Consider the following 17,212-nt stretch of genomic DNA (forward strand, 5'->3'; position numbering starts at 1 on the left):
CGCAGTGCAATGCGATGAACCGCGCATTAACGATCTGCCTGGCCTAGATTGTGCGTCGCAGCGGAAACCCGGCGGAGCACGAGGGCGTTGGCAATGTCGAGATCGGCTGCGGATGGAACGGTGCGCCAGGACCGATCCGCACGGCGCGGAAACCCATCGATGGTCGAGCCCCACGCGTACCACCCGGCCGCCGCGAACCTCGATCGGCCGATCCTGACGCCGTCGCACGCCCTGCCCGACCTTCGCACCGCACTCCAGCCCCGCATCCTCTACGCGACGCCGGAGATGGCCGATTTCGTGAAGACCGGCGGTCTCGGGGAGGTCGCCGGCGCGCTGCCGCGGGCGCTGCGCAAGCACTACGACGTCCGCGTCCTGATCCCCGGCTACCGGCAGGTGGTCGACGCGTTTCCAAACATGCCCGTCGTGGCGCGGCTCGACGGCTTCGCCGGCGTCCCGCCCTGCGACCTCGGCCTTGTCGAGACCGGCGACGGACTTCGCATCTACGTCCTACTCAGCCCCGGCCTCTACGAGCGCGACGGAACTCCCTACGGCAACGCCGACGGCGACTTCCCCGACAACGACCTGCGCTTCGCCCGGCTGAGCCTCGCCGCCGCCGAGATCGCGCAGGGCGCCGACCCGGCCTGGGCGGCCGATCTCCTCCACCTCAACGATTGGCAGTCGGCCCTCGCCCCGGCCTATCTCGCCTGGCGCCGGATCCGCGTGCCGAGCGTGCTGACGATCCACAACCTCGCCTACCAGGGCCTGTTCCCGCGCGAGACGATGGCGCGCCTCGGCATGCCTGAGGACGCCTTCGACATGAACGGCGTCGAGTTCTACGGGCAGCTCTCGTTCCTCAAGGCCGGCCTGTACTACGCCACCCACGTCACCACCGTGAGCGAGACCTACGCTCGCGAGATCCTGACGCCGGACTCGGGCTGCGGCCTCGACGGGCTGCTGCGCACGCGCGCCGCGCAGGGGCGGCTCGCCGGCATCCTCAACGGCATCGACGAGAGCTGGGACCCGCGCACCGATCCGCACCTCGCGACGCGGTTCGAGGCCGACGACTGGAAGGGCAAGCGCGCCAACGCGGAATCGGTGCGGCGCCAGTTCGGGCTCGCGGTCTCGCGCGGGCCGCTCTTCGCCATCGTCTCGCGGCTCGTGCACCAGAAGGGCATCGACCTCTCGATCCAGGCGGCCGAGACCATCGTCGCGGAGGGCGGACAGCTCGTGGCCATCGGCCAGGGCGAGGCGCGGTTCGAGGATGCGCTGCGCGGCCTCGCCCGGCGGCACCCCGATTCGGTCGGCGTCCATGTCGGGTTCGAGGAGCGCGACGCGCGGCGTATGTTCGCCGGAAGCGACTTCCTGCTGATGCCGTCGCGTTTCGAGCCGTGCGGCCTCGCGCAGATGTACGCCCAGCGCTTCGGCTCGCTGCCGATCGTGCGCCGCACGGGCGGCCTCGCCGACACGGTCGAGGACGGCGTCACCGGCTTCACCTTCGCCGACACCTCGTCGAAGGGCTTCACCGGTGCCGTCCGCCGGGCGCTCGACACCTTCGGCCAGAAGAAGCGCCTGAACGCCATGCGCCGCACGGCGATGTCGCGCACCTTCGGCTGGGACGATGCCGCGGCCAATTACGGCACCCTCTACGGCCGCGCCTTCGGCAACGGCGCCGCCCTGCGCTGGCGCGCGGCCTGACTGGAGCCGCCGCTCACAAGGCTACGATCGGGACCACGACGAGGCCGAGGGCCGCGACGGCGACCGCCGCGTAGCGGACGAGGCGTCGGGGGGGCGCGGCTCCCGCCTCGGCATCCGGCCTCAGGACCAGCGCGAAGATCGGCAGGATCGGCAGCAGGTAGCGTCCCTGGGGCCCGTCGATGCGCGGATCGCCGACATTGGTCCAGCTGAGATACTGCGAGATCAGGACGAGCCATAGGGCGAGCGCGGCGGCGAGCACCAGCAGCGCGAGGGTGGCGCCGCTTCCGGGGGCTCGCCCGGTGCCGGCCAGGGCCGCCGCGAGGGCGAGGATCCACAGCGCGTGCAGCGCTGCCGGAAGGTGGCGGTCGTGCCAGCGCAGGATGCCGACGACGCCCTCGGTCATCGTCGCGGCGTGCTTCACCGTCAGCAGGAAGCGCGCCGGCACGGTCAGGAAGCGCATCGGCTCCGCGATCAGCACTCGAAGCTGCGCCGCCGGGTCGGTGCCGTGGAAGGTGGCCGGACGGTCGCCGGGCCAGAGCGGGCCGGCCTCGTAGGGCGGCCGTGGAACCTGGGTCGCGATCGTCGCGGTGGCATATGCGGTCCAGAGCACGGCCGGCAGGACGACCGCCACGACCGCAGCCGGGCGCGAAAGCAGGCCGGCGCCGATCCGGCGCCCGGTTCCGCCCGGGAGCGGCAGGAGCAGGATCAGCGCGATCGGAGCGTAGGGCGGCTTCGCCAGGAGGATCAGCGCGATCAGGATGGCGGCGCCGGCGAAGCGTCGCCGCGCCCGCGGGTCGTCCGGCTCATGGGTGAGCAGCGCGACGGCGAGGATCGCGACGGCGACGATCAGCCCGTCCTGGTTGAACGAGGCGGCGAGCGACAGGGTCATCGGCAACGCGAGGAGGGCGAACAGCCAGGCCCGGCCGCGGCGTGCCACCGCGAGGGCGCAGAGGCCGATCAGCGCATAGGCCGCCACGTCGAACAGGCGTCCGAGCCGGGCGGAGGCCCGCGCCGACAGGTCGAGGGCATGACCGATCCCGAGGCCGGCGGCCGACGGCAGGTAGAAGACGGGGAAATAGGTGGCGATCGTGTAGAGCGGCGCGAAGGCGCCGGTCCGGCGCCAAGGGCCGGTGCCGACGGCCGGATCGACGGGCGGCGCCGCGATCTTGGCGTTGTCCGGCATGCGGGTGCGCGCCAGCTCTTCCCAGACGGGATCGACCCGGACGCCCGCCGCCATCGCGGATCGCCCGTCGGGGCCGACGATGGTCTCGCGATGCCCGACGATCTGCCCGTCGACGAGGCTCGCCGCGCGCATGAGGTGGGCGGGCTCGTCCGCCACCTCGCCGAGGGGGATCGCCAGCGCCAGCACCAGGCTGAGCGGCATCGCCAGGAGCAGGAACGCATCGAGCCAGAGACGGAGGTCGTCGGCTGCGCGGCCGGAAACCGAGCCGAGGGTCATCGCTCGGCGCCCTCGAACGGCCCGAGCGCGCTGCGCAGCCTCATCGTCAGGCCGAGGGTCGCCGCGATCCCGATCCCGAGGAGGATCGGCGAGAGCCATGCCGTTCCGCCGGTCGCGGCCAGGACGCCGCTGCGCCCGGCCGCGCCCGTGAGGACGCAGACGAAGAGGCCGGGCAAGGCTGCGAGCGTGCCGATGGCGTAGGCGCCCGCGTGCACGGTGGTGAGGCTCAGGGCGAAGCTCGTCGGCGCGAACGGCAGGATCGGCGACAGGCGGATCAGGCCGACTGCCTTCCAACCGTCGGCAACGATCATCCGGTCGATGGCAGCCAGCCGGCGGCCGCCCGAAACCCAGCCCGCGAGGTGCGGGCGGAGCCACGACCGGCCGATGGCGAAGCTCGCGCCCGCGCCGAGCAGCGTCCCCGCCGTCGCGAGGGCGAAACCGAGGCCGGGCCCGTAGAAAGCGCCCGCCGCCACGCCGATGAGGGAGGCCGGCAGGATCCCGACGGTGGCGACGAGGGTCTGCGCGAGGACGAGGCAGGCCCATCCGGCCACGCCGAAGGCCGCACCGGCGCTCATCGCTGCGTTGAGCAGGTCGAGGATCATTCCGGGGAAGACCGCTCCGAGCACGATCGGGACCGCGATCGCAGCCAGCAGCACCCCGCCCGCCAGGACGAGGTGGGTACGTGCGGCGTTCATCGCCGCGGCGTCCCGGTGGGGGCGAAGAGCGGTTCCCGGCGGATCCCGAGGCGGTGCAGGCGGTAGGCGAAGGCCGTCCGCAGCACGCCGAAGCCGTAGACGACGCTGCGGCGGAAATTGATCGACGAGGCTTCGGGGAAGTACCGCGTCGGGCAGGAGATCTCGCCGATCCGGAACTCGGCCTGCATCGCCAGGGCGAGCATCTGGTTGTCGAACACGAAGTCCTCCGAGCAGCGGTCGAGGGGGATCGTCTCGATCACCGTGCGGCTCCAGGCGCGGTAGCCGGAGTGATATTCCGAGAGCTTCTGGCCCATGAGGAGGTTCTGCAGCAGCGTCAGCACGCGGTTGGCGACGTACTTGTACCGCGGCATGCCCCCGACGAGGGCGCCCTTGCCGAGGATGCGGGAGGCGAGGACCGCATCGTACTCGCCCGAGACGATCATCGAGGCCATCGCGGTGACCAGGCGCGGCGCGTACTGGTAGTCGGGGTGGAGCATGACGACGATGTCGGCGCCCCGCGCCAGCGCCGCCTCGTAGCAGGTCTTCTGGTTGCCGCCGTAGCCGCGGTTGCGCTCGTGCCGGATGGTGTGGATGCCGAGGCCCTCGGCGATGAGGGCGGTCCGGTCGCGGCTCGCGTCGTCGATCAGGATGATGTCGTCGACGATGTCCTTGGGGATGTCGTCGAACGTCTTCTGAAGGGTCGCGGCAGCGTTGTAGGCCGGGAGGACGACGGCGATCTTCTGTCCGTGAAGCATGGATCCTGCTGACGTCGGCGCGCTTCGGGACGGTCCGTCGCGCTTGTGTTCGGGTCAATCGGCGCGGCGCAGCCGCGCGAGAAGGGCGGGAACGGCGCCGCCGAGCAGCGCCGCCGCGTGGACGACCTGCCCGGCCTCGCGCAGGGACCGGCGACGCAGCGCCAGGGCGAGGCGCAACGGGATCTGGACCGCGAAGGTCGCCGCCAGCAGCGCGAGGGCGGTCGCCGCACCCTGGTGCTTGGCCGCATAGAGGATGCGGCTGCGCTGGATGTAGAACAGGCGCCGCGCCCTCACCTGCCGGGTCGTCCCCTGGCCGTCGTGCCGGACCGTCGCCTCGGCGACGTGGCGCACCGTGAAGCCCGCATCCCAGGCGCGGGCGCAGAGATCGACATCCTCGTAATAGACGTGGAAGCGCTCGTCGAAGCCGCCGAGCCGTTCGAACAGCGACCGGCGGATCAGCAGGAAGGCGCCCATCACTTGGTCGACCGGACCGGACGCGGCATGGTCCCACTCCGTCATGAAATGCGTCGGCACCCGGCTTGGCATCACCCGGTCGAGATGAAGCTCCTGGCCGATCAGGCTGCCCGCGGTCGGGCGCCTTGCGCACATCCGCTGCACACGGCCGGCTTCGTTGACCAGCTGTGCGCCGACGACGCCGACCGTCGGATCGGCGTCGAGCGCCGCCAGCGCCAGACGCAGCGCATCCGGCCCAACCTCGGTGTCGGGGTTGAGGAACAGGATCGCCGGCGCCCGGCCGACCGCCGCGCCCTGGTTGCAGGCGCGCCCGAACCCGGCATTGTCGGCGTTCCCGATCACGGTGAGGCGCAGGTCCGGCCGCTCCAGGCCGTCGGCGGAGCCGTCGGTCGAGGCGTTGTCGACCACGACCACGTCCGTGGCGGGATCGTCGCCGGCGGCGGCCAGGCTGGCGAGGCAGGCGCGCACCAGGGCGCCGCCGTTCCAGTTGACGATCACGACGTCGATCGCGGGCGGTCGATCCGTGCGGGGCGTCGTCATGGCGCGTCGAAGGGGCGGCCGAGGCGACCGCGGAAGCCGTCGAGCACCGCCCCGGCCAGCCGCCGCAGCACCGCCGGGCGGTAGCCGCTGTCGCGCCAGTACAGGAGCGTCTGCACCGGGAGGTAGGCGACTTGGCGCAGCTTCCACGGCAGCGGGATGTGCCGCAGGCGCCAGCCGTAGACGGAGTTGCGCAGGTAGGTCGCCATGCGGAACAGCGGCTGGCGCGGCGTCTCGATGCCGAGCGCGCGGATCGTGCCGCCGCCGACGCGGTGGCCGATCGCGGCGTCCTGCGCCATCCAGCAGCCGTAGCCCACATCCCAGGCGCGAAAGCACCATTCGAGCTCGACGCCGTCGATGAAGTAGTCCGCCCGGAACGGCCCCACGGCGCGGAACGCCGCGACGTCGACGAGCGAGCCCGAGGTCGCGAGGAATTCCACCGGCACCAGCGTGCCGACGGCCGCCTGCCGGGGCCGGCGCCGAAACCGCGGCGGCTTGGCCTCGGCGTTTGCACGGCCCGGCACCGGTCCGATCACCGCGCAGGGCCGATTCTCCGCACGGAGCCGCGTGCGGGCATCGGCGAGCGCGCCGATCATCTCCGGCCCGACCTGCGCATCCTGGTCGAGCAGGAGGACGCCGTCCGCGCCGACCCGCGTCGCGGCCTCGACGACGCCGTTGAGGGCGGCGGCGATGCCGACGTTGCTCCCGGCCGACAGCAAGCGCACGCCGGCCGCCTCGAGCTTCATCCGATCCACGGGGCCGAGGCCGCCGTTGTCGAAGGCGAGGACCGGATGCCGGCTGCCGGCATAGCGTCGGACGATGTCGTCGACCTGGTCTCGGCTCGGGTGGAACAGGGTCAGGCCGATGGCCAGCATCACGCACATCCAGGACAGGCCGCGGCCGGCCTGCGGCCCGAGCCGATAACGGAAACGCACGCCCGAGGCGAGGCCCGGGCCGAGGCTCGGGCCCAGGCCCAGGTATAGGTGCGATCAACGCTGGCCGAAGGTCGGATCCTTGAACAGGTCCTTGTGCTCGCGGGGCTGCGAGCGCCAGTACTGCTTGGGCGCGCGCACCGTCTCGCCGAGCGCGGCCGCCGCGTGCCAGGGCCAGCGCGGATCGTAGAGCAGGGCGCGCGCGAGCGAGATCGCGTCCGCCCGGCCCTCGGCGAGGATCGCCTCGGCCTGGTCCGCTTCGGTGATCAGCCCGACGGCGATGGTGGCGAGCCCGGTCTCGGCCTTGATCCGCTCGGCATAGGGCACCTGGTAGCCAGGCCCGAGCTTGATCGCCTGCTTCGGCGAGACGCCGCCGGTCGAGACGTGGATCGCGGGGGCGCCGGCGCGCTTCAGGCGCTGGCCGAGCTCCACGGTCTCCTCGAGGTCCCAGCCGTCCTCGACCCAGTCGGTCGCCGAGACCCGCATCCACACCGGATGGCCTGCGGGCACCACCGCCCGCACCGCCTCGAACAGCTCGAGCGGGAACCGCATCCGGTTCTCGAGGCTGCCGCCGTAGGCGTCGGTGCGCTGGTTGGCCAACGGCGAGAGGAACTGGTGCAGCAGGTAGCCGTGGGCGCCGTGCAGCTCGAACGCCTCGATCCCGAGGCGCACCGCGCGCTTGGCGGTCGCGACGAAGTCGTCGCGGATGCGCTTGAGGTCCGCGCCGTCGAGGGCGTGCGGGGCCACCTCGCCGTCGCCGTGTGCCAGGGCGGACGGGGCTTCGGTGCGCCAGCCGTAGGGATGATCCGGCGCGATCTGCTGGCCGCCGTCCCAGGGCGCTCGGCTCGACGCCTTGCGGCCGGCATGGGCGATCTGGATGCAGACCGGGATCGGCGCGTACTCGCGGATCGCCGCCAGAACCCGACCGAGCGCGCGCTCGCAGCCGTCGGAGTACAGCCCGAGGTCCCACGCGGTGATCCGCGCCTCGGGCGACACCGCCGTCGCCTCCAGCGTCAGCAGCCCGGCGCCCGACATCGCGAGCTGGCCGAGATGCATCATGTGCCAGTCGGTCGCCTCGCCGTCGCGGGCCGAGTACTGGCACATCGGCGCGATCAGGATGCGGTTCTCCAGCGTCAGGTCGTCGAGCGTCAGCGGTTCGAACAGGCGGGCGGTCATCGGCAACTCCGGGTTGCGGGGGCATCGGCTGTGTGCCGCACTCTCGGGACGGACGCCAGCTCGCCGCCTCATGCCGGCCCTTCGCGCCGTAGCAGGGGGCGGCTCACCCCTCCCCGATCCCGCGGGCCTTCAGGCTCTCGCCGATCTCGTCGAGCACGCCGGCATCGTCGATGGTCGCCGGCATGGTCCAGGGCTCGTGGTCGGCGATGCGCTTCATCGTGGCGCGCAGGATCTTGCCCGAGCGCGTCTTCGGCAGCCGCTGGACCGTCAGCGCCAGCTTGAACGCGGCCACGGGCCCGATCTCGTCGCGGACCTTGGCGACGAGCTCACGCTCGATCTCCGCCGGATCGCGCGCGACCTGGGCCTTGAGCACGACGAAGCCGCAGGGCGCCTCGCCCTTGAGCGCGTCGCGGATGCCGATGACGGCGCATTCGGCGACGTCGGGGTGGGCGGAGAGCACCGCCTCCATCCCGCCGGTGGAGAGGCGGTGGCCGGCGACGTTGATGATGTCGTCGGTCCGCCCGAGCACGGTGATGTAGCCGTCGGCGTCGATCACGCCCGCGTCCGAGGTGTCGTACCAGCCCGGGAAGGTCTCAAGGTAGCTCGTGCGCATCCGGGCGTCGGAGCCCCACAGGGTCGGCAGGCAGCCCGGCGGCAGCGGCAGGCGAATCGCGATGGTGCCCATCGTGCCGGCGGGCACCGGCTTGCCGCCCTCGTCGAGCACCTGCACGTCGTAGCCCGGCATCGGCACGCAGGTGCTGCCGTGCTTGACCGGCAGCATCCCGAGGCCGACCGGGTTGCCGGCGATCGGCCAGCCGGTCTCGGTCTGCCACCAATGGTCGATGACGGGCCGGTCGAGCACCCGCTCGGCCCAGGCGACCGAATCCGGGTCGGCGCGCTCGCCGGCCAGGAACAGGGTGCGGAAGCGAGAGAGGTCGTGGCCGGCGACGTGGGTGCCCTTCGGGTCTTCCTTCTTGATCGCCCGCAGCGCGGTCGGCGCGGTGAACAGGCAGACGGTCCCGGTCTCGGCGACGACCCGCCAGAACGCGCCGGGATCGGGGGTACCGACCGGCTTGCCTTCGTAGAGCACCGTGGTGCAGCCGTGCAGGAGCGGCGCGTAGACGATGTAGGAATGCCCGACCACCCAGCCGATGTCGGAGGCGCAGAAGTAGGTCTCGCCGGGCTGGACGCCGTAGAGGTTCGGCATCGACCAGGCCAGCGCCACGAGGTATCCGCCGGTGTCGCGCACCACGCCCTTGGGCTTGCCCGTCGTGCCGGAGGTGTAGAGCACGTAGAGCGGGTCGGTCGCCGCCATCGCGACGCAGTCCGTCGACCGTCCCGAGGCCGCGGCGACCGCCTCGGCCCAGTCGCGGTCGCGCCCCTCGACGAGGCTCGCGGCCGCTTGCGGACGCTGGAGGATCAGGCAGGCGGCGGGCTTGTGCTTGGCCGCGGCGAGCGCCGCGTCGAGCAGCGGCTTGTAGGCGACCACCCGGCTCGGCTCGATGCCGCAGGAGGCGGCGAGCACCACCTTCGGCGCCGCGTCCTCGATCCGGACGGCGAGCTCGTTGGCGGCGAACCCGCCGAACACCACCGAATGCACCGCGCCGATCCGGGCGCAGGCCAGCATGCCGAACAGGGCTTCGGGCACCATCGGCATGTAGAGGATCACCCGGTCGCCGCGCACCACTCCGAGGTCGCCGAGCACCGCCGCCAGGGCGGAGACCTCGCGGAGCAGCTCCACGTAGGTGATCGCGCGCTTGGTCCCGGTCACCGGCGAATCGTACCGGATCGCGACCTGGTCGGCCCGGCCGGCCGCGACGTGGCGGTCGACCGCGTTCCAGCAGGCGTTCAGCGATCCGTCCGGGAACCAGCGGCCGTAGGGGCCGGAGGCGGTGTCGAAGGCCCGCGTCGGCCGGGTCGCCCAATCGATCGCCCGCGCCGCGTCGAGCCAGAACCCCTCGGGATCGCGCATCGCGGCGGCGTGCACGTCGGCATAGCGCGACGGCGCATCGGCGGAGGGGTCGGTCGGCATGGCGGCTCCTCGGGGCGACCTCTTCACGGGGCGCCTTACGGGGCGAGCCTAGCAGACTCGCGCTCGCCGCAGGATCGGCGGACAGCACAAAAAAGCCGCGCCGTCAGGGACGGCGCGGCGGACCTCGGTGCCGTGCTGGGGATCAGGCGCGTCAGTGCAGCGTGTCGACGTCGGCCTGCAACCGGTTGATCTCGTCCTTCAGGAGAAGCTTTCGCCGCTTCAGCTCCGCGATGCGAAGGTCGTCCTCGGACGGCCTCAGCGTCGCCTGGTGGATTTCCCGTTCGAGGGCTTCGTGCTTCCGGGTGAGCTGGCTCAGATGCGTCTGCAGCGACATGAGTCGTGTCTCCTGTCATCGTTCCGACCGGTCGAATCTCGCACATGTCGAGCCGGCTGTCGAAGGCAATCCTCAGCCTATGCCTCACGAATGCTTGCCGCTCGGGCGTGCCTGACGCATGCTCGCTCCAGGCACGCGGCGGGTTTCGAAGGCGACGATGACGGTTGAGTTGGTCCCGGATGAGCAGTCCGAACTGGACGTCGAGCTGGCGCGGCTGAGGCAGGAGCACCGCGACCTCGACGACGCGATCGACGCCCTCGAGCGCAACGTCGCCGGCGATCAGCTGCAGATCCAGCGGCTGAAGAAGCGCAAGCTCACGCTGCGCGACCGGATCGCCTTCGTCGAGGACCAGATCACCCCCGACATCATCGCCTGATGCCGGTGGATGCCGCCGCGCCTCGCCTTGCCGCGTCGGGCCCACGCCTGTAAGCGGCGAGCTTGCCAGCGGCGGATTCGGGCTCACGGGCTTCCTTCGCGCAGAGAATGGGTTTGACACGGATGGTGCCGGCGCCTGCGGTCGCGATCATCATGGGCAGCCAGTCCGACTGGGCGACCATGCGGCACGCCGCCGAGACGCTCGACGCGCTCGGCGTCGCCCATGACGCGCGCATCGTCTCGGCGCATCGCACGCCGGACCGTCTGGTGGCCTTCGCCAAGGGCGCGAGGGCAGCCGGCTTCCAGGTGGTGATCGCGGGCGCCGGCGGTGCCGCGCATCTGCCCGGCATGGCCGCCGCGATGACGAGCCTTCCGGTCTTCGGCGTGCCGGTCGAATCCAAGGCGCTGTCAGGACAGGACAGCCTGCTCTCGATCGTGCAGATGCCGGCCGGCATTCCGGTGGGGACGCTGGCGATCGGCCGGGCCGGCGCGGTCAACGCCGCGCTCCTGGCGGCCGCCGTGCTCGCGCTGTCCGATGCCGACCTCGCCGCCCGCCTCGATGCGTGGCGCGCGGCCCAGACTGCATCCGTCGCCGAACGGCCGGAGACCGAGACCCCGTGACCACGAAGACCATCGCGCCCGGCAGCACCCTCGGCATCGTCGGGGGCGGCCAACTCGGCCGCATGATCGCGCTCGCGGCGGCGAATCTCGGCCTTAAGGTCCACGTCTACTGCCCCGACGCCGACAGCCCGGCCTTCGACGTCGCGGCCGCGAACACCTGCGCGGCCTACGACGACTCCGAGGCGCTGGCGCGCTTCGCGCGGAGCGTCGACGTGGTCACCTACGAGTTCGAGAACATCCCGCGCGAGACCGCCGACCTGCTGGCGGCGCATGCGCCGCTCCACCCGAGCGCCTCGGCGCTGGCGACGACGCAGGACCGGCTGTCGGAGAAGGACTTCATCAACCGCCTCGGCATCCCGACGGCGCCGTTCCGCGCCGTCGACACGCCGGACGACTTCGCCCGCGCGCTCGACGCCATCGGCCGCCCGGCGGTGCTGAAGACCCGCCGCTTCGGCTACGACGGCAAGGGCCAGCGCATCATCCGGACGGAGGCCGAATCGGATCGCAACGCGATCTTCGCCGAGTTCGGCGGCGCGGCGCTGATCCTCGAAGGCTTCGTCGCGTTCGAGCGCGAGGTCTCGGTGGTGGCCGCGCGCTCGGCCGACGGCAGCTTCGCCGCCTTCGACCTGTGCGAGAACGAGCACCGCAACCACATCCTGGCCGTTACCCGCGCGCCGGCGCCGAGGATCGCGCCGGAGACGGCGCAGGCCGCCTTCGCCATCGCCAGGACGATCGCCGACGCCCTCGACTATGTCGGGGTGCTCGCCGTCGAGATGTTCCTGGTGCGCGAGGCCGACAGCGGCGAGCGGCTCGTCGTCAACGAGATCGCGCCGCGGGTGCACAATTCCGGGCACTGGACGATCGAGGGCGCCGCGACCTCGCAGTTCGCCCAGCACGTGCGCGCGGTCTGCGGCTGGCCGCTCGGCGATCCGTCCCGGCCCGGCGGACTGCGTGCCGAGATGCGCAACCTCATCGGCGACGAGGTTTCGGGCTGGCGGTCGCTGCTGGCCGAGCCCGGCGCGCATCTGCACCTCTACGGCAAGGGCGAGGCCCGGCCCGGCCGCAAGATGGGCCACGTCACCCGCCTCGAGCCCTGAAATCCGATGCATCCGCACAACAGCGGATGCTTCGCGTGCGCTCTGCTCCCAAGATCGCAAGGTCTTTTCCAGTCGAGCCATATGTTCGCCACATCGGCCCGCATCAACGGGTCCGTCGCCCGTGCTTAATCGGGCGTTCACCGCGATGCGCGAACGTGCCGGAGCCTACGCGACCGGATCGGACCGGTTCCGTGTCGGCCGCGCCGCTCGGGGTGCGTGGATCAAGGTTCGGGCGTGCTGCAGACTTGAGCACCGTGCCGAGGGGAATGGGGCGATGACGTCAGACAGCGTGCGGTTTCAACGGTCGGCCCTGCTCGGCCTCGCTGCGCTCGCGAGCGTGGCGCTCGCCGGCTGCGAGACCGTGGGGAGCGCTGCCGGCCCGCGGCAATTCGCGGTGCTCGAGGCGGACACCACGGGCGCGACCAACGTCAACATCGCCTCGCTGACCGAGGTGGTGCAGCGCAACCCGAACGACGCCGCCGCCTACAACACCCGCGGCGCGGCCTATGCCCGCGCGGGCCAGTTCAACGACGCGATCGGCGACTTCACCAAGGCGGTGCAGATCGACCCGAATTCCGGCTCGGCCTACAACAACCGCGCGCTGGCCTATCGTCAGACCGGCCGCAACGACGCGGCGCTGCAGGACTTCACCAAGGCGATCGCCTCCGACCCGAATTACGGCCCCGCCTATATCGGCCGCGCCAACGTGCTGCGGGCGCAGGGCGACCTCGACGGCGCGATGAGCGACCTCAACGTGGCGATCCGCCTGATGCCCGAATCGGCCGAGGCGTATCATGCCCGCGGCCTGGTCCGGCAGAAGCAGGGCCAGAACACCGCCGCCATTGGCGACTTCGACGCCGCGATCGACCGCAATCCCTTCGTCAGCGCGCCCTACGCCGCCCGCGGCCAGAGCCTGATCGCCACGAACCAGTACGACAAGGCGATCGAGGACTACAACGCGGCCCTCAACGTGAACAACAAGGACGCGACCTCCTGGGCCTATCGCGGCCTCGCCTACGAGAAGTCGAACCGCAAGAAGGAAGCGATGGAGAACTACCAGCGCGCCTCCACCATCGACCCGAGCAACCCGATCGCCCGCCAGGGCCTCGGCCGGGTGCAGGGCGGCGTCGGCTCGTTGTTCAACTGAAGCCCGGGGTTTGCTCGAACGAAGAACGCCGCGCGAGAGCGCGGCGTTCTTCGTTTCGGATCGCGATGACCACCACCGCGCGAACAGCCGAGATAACCAAGACCGTAGGGTGAAAGCGACAGGAAACTGACGACCTTTGCCGCCATCGGGCCGAGGAACACCCATGGCGCCGGCGCTCGAAACCTGTCACACTTCGTCGGATGCCGTATTTCTACTGTCATCTACGTGGCCCGAGCGGTTATGAACGCGACGAGATCGGGCTGGAATTCGCCGACCTCGATGCGGCGTATCTCGAGGTCTGCCGCGCCATCCTCGACATGGCGGCGGAGCTGGCACGGTCCGGCCACGACCCGATGCCCTACGCCTTCGAGATCACGGATGCCGACGGCCTCCTGCTCATGGACGTCCCGTTCCGCGAGATGCTGAGCAAGGGTCTCCGAAGCAGGCGTCGGCTTCTTCCCGTCTCGTCGGCCATGCAGCGCCGCGAGATGGTGCGGGCGGTGCATCTGCGCGCAGCCGTCTCCGACTCGATCGATCGCCTGAGCCAGACGATCCGCATGTCCCAGCTGATCGTCGCCCGGTCGCGCGCGAGCGGCGCGGCCGATCCATGGGGCGCCTCGCCGCGATCGGGTGCCGTCGCCTCTTAGGTCAAGTCACGCCGAGCGCAAGGCGGCGATGCCGTCGGCCAGCGCGTCCACCTGCGCCGCGTCGTGCGCCGCCGAGAACGCCACCCGCAGCCGCGCGGTGCCGGCCGGGACGGTCGGCGGCCGGATCGCCACCACGAGGAAGCCCTGCGCTTCGAGGGCGGCCGAGCGCGCGAGCGCGGCCTGCGCCTCGCCGACCATCACCGGCACCACGGCGCTTTCGGCCTCCGGCAATCCGAGCCGCGCGGTGAAGCGGCGGGCGAGCGCCAGGGGCTTGGCACCCCGCTCCGGCTCCGCCTCCAGGATCGCCAGGGCTTCGAGGGCGGCGGCCGCAGAGGCCGGCGGCAGCCCGGTGGTGTAGACGAAGCTGCGGGCGCGGCTGGTGAGCAGGTCGATCACCGCCTGCGACGCGCAGAGATAACCGCCGTAGGAGCCGAGCGACTTCGACAGGGTGCCCATCTCCAGCGGCGCCCGCGGGCCGCCTTCGACGACGCCAAGCCCGTGCGCGTCGTCCACCAGCGTCCAGGCGTCGTGGTCGTCGCCGAGCCCGAGGATGTCGCCGAGCGGCGCGCGGTCGCCGTCCATGCTGAACACCCGCTCGGTCAGGATCATCGCCCGGCGATGCTGCGCGCGATGCGCCGAAAGCAGGCGGCCGAGGTCGGCGAGGTCGTTGTGCCGGAACGTCAGGATCGTCGCGCCCGAGATCCGCGCACCGCCCCACATGCAGGCATGGGCGAGTTCGTCGACGAGGATGAGGTCGCCCGCACCGACCAGCGCCGGGGTGATCCCGAGGTTGGCGAGGTAGCCGCTGCCGAACACCAGCGCCGCCTCGGTGCCCTTGTGCGCGGCGAGCCGCGCTTCGAGCGCGGTCAGCAGCGGATGGTTGCCGGTCACCAGCCGCGACCCGCCGGAGCCGGCGCCGTAGGCGGCGACGGCAGCTTGCGCGGCCGCGATCACCCGCGGGTCGTGGCTCAGGCCAAGATAATCGTTGCAGGAGAACGAGACGAGCCGGCGCGCGCCGCGCTCGGCCATCGCGTCGGCGGCGCGGATCGTCGGCACCAGGCGGCGGCGGAGGGCGGCGGCATCCAGGCCGGAAAGCTTGTCGCGGGCGAAGGATTCGAGGCTCGACATCGGGCCTCAAAGCCCCGCGGCGCCGGCCGGAGTCAAGTCCGGCGTCGCGCCCGGTTGACCGTCGCGCGGCATGCCCGCATCGATCTGCGGATGCCGACCGACGATCCGAGCGCCGCGCCCCTGTGGCGCCCCTACACGCAGATGAAGCATGCGGCGCCGCCGCTGGAAGCGGTGCGCACGCACGGCTCGCGCATCGTGCTCGCCGACGGGCGGGCGCTGGTCGACGGCATCGCCTCGTGGTGGACGGCGGTGCACGGCTACAACCATCCCCACATCGCCGCGGCCGTCTCCAAGCAGCTCGGCACCATGCCCCACGTGATGTTCGGCGGGCTGACGCACGCCCCGGCCGAGCGTCTGGCGCGCCGGCTCGTCGGCTTGCTGCCCGGCGACCTGAACCACGTGTTCTTCGCCGATTCCGGCTCGGTCGCCGTCGAGGTCGCCCTGAAGATGGCGGTGCAGCTCTGGCTGAACCGCGGCGAGGCCGGCCGCACCCGCATCCTCGCGTTCCGCGGCGGCTACCACGGCGACACGGTCGGGGCGATGTCGGTCTGCGACCCCGAGGAGGGCATGCATCGCCGCTTCGGTGCCTTCCTGCCGACCCAGCTCTTCTCCGACCTGCCGCGGACCGAGGCGGAGGCGGCCGCCCTCGACGGCATCCTCGCGCGCCACCGCACCGAGCTCGCCGCGGTGATCGTCGAGCCGCTGGTGCAGGGTGCGGGCGGCATGCGGATGCATCCGCCCGAGGTCTTGGCGACGATCGCGCGCCTCGCCCGCCGCCACGGCCTGCCGCTGATCGTCGACGAGATCTTCACCGGCTTCGGCCGCACCGGCACGCTGTTCGCCTGCGAGCAGGCCGGCATCGTGCCCGACATCCTGTGCCTGTCGAAGGCGCTGACCGGCGGCACGATGGCGCTCGCGGCCACGATCGCCACCAGCGAGGTGTTCTCCGCGTTCTGGTCGGACGATCCCGGCGCCGCGCTGATGCACGGCCCGACCTTCATGGCGAACCCGCTCGCCTGCGCGGCGGCCGATGCCAGCCTCGACCTGTTCGCGCGCGAGCCGCGGCTCGAGCAGGCCCACGCGATCGGCACGCGCCTCGCGGAGGGGTTCGAACCGCTCCGTGGGCGGCCGGGCATCGCCGACATCCGCACGCTCGGCGCGATCGGCGTGGTGCAGTTCGCCGAGCCGCCCGACCTCGCGACGCTCAAGGCGCGGCTCGTGGAGCGCGGCGTCTGGGTGCGCCCGTTCGGCGACGTCGTCTACCTGACGCCGGCGCTGACCATCGGCCGGGACGACCTCGACCACCTGATCGAATCCGTCGTCTCGGTATCCACGGGGGTCGCGTCGCACAGGGCGATTTGACGGGCACCATGACGCGGGCTGCGGTGAGGAGGGCGGTGCTTCGCGAAGGAATGGGATCCCACCCACTCAAGGCCGCGCCGGATGTCGCATCTCGCCGGCACGCACGGGGGGCGGTACAGCGCTGACCGTCACGATCTCAGGATCCAGTACAGCGTGCCGCTCCAGACAACGCAAACGGCCGATCCGATCGCGACTCCACCATCAAGCGCAGCGACGAGGTCGTAGAGCGGCCGCGCGGCGATCGCCGTACGAAGGAGCGTCCAACCCGCTGCGATGATGATAGGCCTCTTCCTGATCGCCCGTCCGTCATCGAATGCCGATGGCATTCGCCGGGTTTCCAGCCACCATTTCATCAGAGGCGAACAAGCGGCGCTCGCGGCGGTCGCCAGCGCTCCAGGCCGCGAGTCGAGTCGTACGGCCAGCACTGTGGAAATGCTGAGAATGGCGAGGGGGAGAAGTTGCTCGAGGTCACGCCGTCGCATGGCATCCTCCGATCCGTCGTCGCGGTCGGGGGCCGGAACCGCGCCGAGATCGACGATCCGGAGGCGCTCTATTATCACGGAATGATTACCTAGCGATAGAGATCGCAGCCGCCCGTGTCGCCGAACGCCGCGCTGCGGGTCGCCGGCACGAAGCGGGGACATCGCCGGATCGGCGGCGGATCGTTGCAGGGCGGAGCGACGACCTTCGGCCGTCATCCACGGGAAAGACTTTCCGACCCGATGTCGGTGGCATTCGACCTGCCA

The 17,212-nt window shown here is 71.6% G+C and carries 17 protein-coding genes; 7 read left to right on the plus strand and 10 right to left on the minus strand.

The genetic code is table 11. The features are described from left to right. Window positions 1-159: 159 nt before the first annotated feature. The gene (gene glgA / locus FV227_RS00655) at window positions 160-1,695 is read left to right on the plus strand and encodes a glycogen synthase GlgA (RefSeq protein WP_147725216.1); all 1,536 of its coding nucleotides are present in this window, start codon (window positions 160-162) and stop codon (window positions 1,693-1,695) included. A gap of 13 nt (window positions 1,696-1,708) precedes the next feature. Here the strand turns inward: glgA and FV227_RS00660 are convergent, their stop codons facing one another. The 8 genes from FV227_RS00660 to FV227_RS00695 all read right to left on the minus strand — a co-directional run bounded on the left by FV227_RS00660 (window position 1,709) and on the right by FV227_RS00695 (window position 10,089). Then, window positions 1,709-3,154 (minus strand): DUF2142 domain-containing protein, encoded by a 1,446-nt coding sequence (locus FV227_RS00660; protein ID WP_187274636.1) that lies wholly within the window; start codon window positions 3,152-3,154, stop codon window positions 1,709-1,711. Beyond that, a complete protein-coding gene (locus FV227_RS00665) occupies window positions 3,151-3,849 on the minus strand; it encodes a VTT domain-containing protein (protein WP_147858101.1) in 699 nt (232 codons plus the stop codon). The genes FV227_RS00660 and FV227_RS00665 overlap by 4 nt, the downstream gene beginning before the upstream one ends. Continuing rightward, window positions 3,846-4,604, minus strand: a complete 759-nt coding sequence (locus FV227_RS00670; RefSeq protein WP_147858102.1) for a glycosyltransferase family 2 protein — start codon at window positions 4,602-4,604, stop codon at window positions 3,846-3,848. Before FV227_RS00670 ends, FV227_RS00665 begins: the two co-directional genes overlap by 4 nt. Before the next feature lie 54 nt (window positions 4,605-4,658). Continuing rightward, entirely contained in the window at window positions 4,659-5,618 is a 960-nt protein-coding gene (locus FV227_RS00675; protein WP_147725223.1) for a glycosyltransferase family 2 protein, read from the minus strand. Then, window positions 5,615-6,550, minus strand: coding sequence for a glycosyltransferase family 2 protein (locus tag FV227_RS00680; protein WP_246686334.1), 936 nt, complete (start codon window positions 6,548-6,550; stop codon window positions 5,615-5,617). Before FV227_RS00680 ends, FV227_RS00675 begins: the two co-directional genes overlap by 4 nt. Before the next feature lie 54 nt (window positions 6,551-6,604). Continuing rightward, a complete protein-coding gene (locus tag FV227_RS00685; RefSeq protein WP_147725552.1) occupies window positions 6,605-7,723 on the minus strand; it encodes an NADH:flavin oxidoreductase/NADH oxidase in 1,119 nt (372 codons plus the stop codon). A 103-nt stretch (window positions 7,724-7,826) separates the two neighbouring features. Beyond that, entirely contained in the window at window positions 7,827-9,755 is a 1,929-nt protein-coding gene (locus FV227_RS00690) for an AMP-binding protein (RefSeq protein ID WP_147725553.1), read from the minus strand. A 151-nt stretch (window positions 9,756-9,906) separates the two neighbouring features. Continuing rightward, on the minus strand, window positions 9,907-10,089 hold the full coding sequence (locus FV227_RS00695; protein ID WP_147725554.1) for a DUF465 domain-containing protein: 183 nt from the start codon (window positions 10,087-10,089) through the stop codon (window positions 9,907-9,909). A 157-nt stretch (window positions 10,090-10,246) separates the two neighbouring features. On the opposite strand from FV227_RS00695, the gene FV227_RS00700 reads away from it, so the two are divergent. From FV227_RS00700 to FV227_RS00720, 5 genes are all read left to right on the plus strand, one after another. After that, on the plus strand, window positions 10,247-10,465 hold the full coding sequence (locus FV227_RS00700; RefSeq protein ID WP_147725555.1) for a DUF465 domain-containing protein: 219 nt from the start codon (window positions 10,247-10,249) through the stop codon (window positions 10,463-10,465). A gap of 122 nt (window positions 10,466-10,587) precedes the next feature. Beyond that, window positions 10,588-11,085: a 5-(carboxyamino)imidazole ribonucleotide mutase gene (purE, locus tag FV227_RS00705; protein WP_147725556.1), complete on the plus strand. Its 498-nt coding sequence runs from the start codon at window positions 10,588-10,590 to the stop codon at window positions 11,083-11,085. Next, complete coding sequence (locus FV227_RS00710; RefSeq protein ID WP_147725557.1) at window positions 11,082-12,182, plus strand: 5-(carboxyamino)imidazole ribonucleotide synthase; 1,101 nt, start codon at window positions 11,082-11,084, stop codon at window positions 12,180-12,182. The genes purE and FV227_RS00710 overlap by 4 nt, the downstream gene beginning before the upstream one ends. Before the next feature lie 274 nt (window positions 12,183-12,456). Further along, window positions 12,457-13,329, plus strand: a complete 873-nt coding sequence (locus FV227_RS00715; protein WP_147725558.1) for a tetratricopeptide repeat protein — start codon at window positions 12,457-12,459, stop codon at window positions 13,327-13,329. A 200-nt stretch (window positions 13,330-13,529) separates the two neighbouring features. Then, on the plus strand, window positions 13,530-13,976 hold the full coding sequence (locus FV227_RS00720; protein WP_147725559.1) for a hypothetical protein: 447 nt from the start codon (window positions 13,530-13,532) through the stop codon (window positions 13,974-13,976). Between the two features lie 6 nt (window positions 13,977-13,982). Here FV227_RS00720 and FV227_RS00725 read toward each other — a convergent pair whose 3' ends face one another. Further along, window positions 13,983-15,104 (minus strand): aminotransferase class I/II-fold pyridoxal phosphate-dependent enzyme, encoded by a 1,122-nt coding sequence (locus FV227_RS00725; protein WP_147725560.1) that lies wholly within the window; start codon window positions 15,102-15,104, stop codon window positions 13,983-13,985. A 90-nt stretch (window positions 15,105-15,194) separates the two neighbouring features. On the opposite strand from FV227_RS00725, the gene FV227_RS00730 reads away from it, so the two are divergent. Continuing rightward, entirely contained in the window at window positions 15,195-16,466 is a 1,272-nt protein-coding gene (locus FV227_RS00730; RefSeq protein WP_147725561.1) for an adenosylmethionine--8-amino-7-oxononanoate transaminase, read from the plus strand. Window positions 16,467-16,594: 128 nt separating this feature from the next. On the opposite strand, the gene FV227_RS00735 is transcribed toward FV227_RS00730, so the two are convergent. Further along, complete coding sequence (locus tag FV227_RS00735; protein ID WP_147858103.1) at window positions 16,595-17,164, minus strand: hypothetical protein; 570 nt, start codon at window positions 17,162-17,164, stop codon at window positions 16,595-16,597. Window positions 17,165-17,212 lie beyond the last annotated feature (48 nt).

Origin of the sequence: Methylobacterium sp. WL119, assembly GCF_008039875.1 — a bacterium.
Classification (GTDB): Bacteria; Pseudomonadota; Alphaproteobacteria; order Rhizobiales; family Beijerinckiaceae; genus Methylobacterium.

Bases quoted from the DNA above. Each gene is read 5' to 3' on its own strand.
- FV227_RS00725 (WP_147725560.1), bottom strand. From the start codon at position 15,104: ATGTCGAGCCTCGAATCCTTCGCCCGCGACAAGCTTTCCGGCCTGGAT.
- FV227_RS00665 (WP_147858101.1), bottom strand. From the start codon at position 3,849: ATGAACGCCGCACGTACCCACCTCGTCCTGGCGGGCGGGGTGCTGCTG.
- FV227_RS00670 (WP_147858102.1), bottom strand. From the start codon at position 4,604: ATGCTTCACGGACAGAAGATCGCCGTCGTCCTCCCGGCCTACAACGCT.
- FV227_RS00695 (WP_147725554.1), bottom strand. From the start codon at position 10,089: ATGTCGCTGCAGACGCATCTGAGCCAGCTCACCCGGAAGCACGAAGCC.
- FV227_RS00675 (WP_147725223.1), bottom strand. From the start codon at position 5,618: ATGACGACGCCCCGCACGGATCGACCGCCCGCGATCGACGTCGTGATC.
- FV227_RS00685 (WP_147725552.1), bottom strand. From the start codon at position 7,723: ATGACCGCCCGCCTGTTCGAACCGCTGACGCTCGACGACCTGACGCTG.
- FV227_RS00690 (WP_147725553.1), bottom strand. From the start codon at position 9,755: ATGCCGACCGACCCCTCCGCCGATGCGCCGTCGCGCTATGCCGACGTG.
- FV227_RS00735 (WP_147858103.1), bottom strand. From the start codon at position 17,164: ATGACGGCCGAAGGTCGTCGCTCCGCCCTGCAACGATCCGCCGCCGAT.
- FV227_RS00700 (WP_147725555.1), top strand. From the start codon at position 10,247: ATGACGGTTGAGTTGGTCCCGGATGAGCAGTCCGAACTGGACGTCGAG.
- FV227_RS00730 (WP_147725561.1), top strand. From the start codon at position 15,195: ATGCCGACCGACGATCCGAGCGCCGCGCCCCTGTGGCGCCCCTACACG.
- purE (WP_147725556.1), top strand. From the start codon at position 10,588: ATGGTGCCGGCGCCTGCGGTCGCGATCATCATGGGCAGCCAGTCCGAC.
- FV227_RS00660 (WP_187274636.1), bottom strand. From the start codon at position 3,154: ATGACCCTCGGCTCGGTTTCCGGCCGCGCAGCCGACGACCTCCGTCTC.
- FV227_RS00720 (WP_147725559.1), top strand. From the start codon at position 13,530: ATGCCGTATTTCTACTGTCATCTACGTGGCCCGAGCGGTTATGAACGC.
- FV227_RS00715 (WP_147725558.1), top strand. From the start codon at position 12,457: ATGACGTCAGACAGCGTGCGGTTTCAACGGTCGGCCCTGCTCGGCCTC.
- glgA (WP_147725216.1), top strand. From the start codon at position 160: ATGGTCGAGCCCCACGCGTACCACCCGGCCGCCGCGAACCTCGATCGG.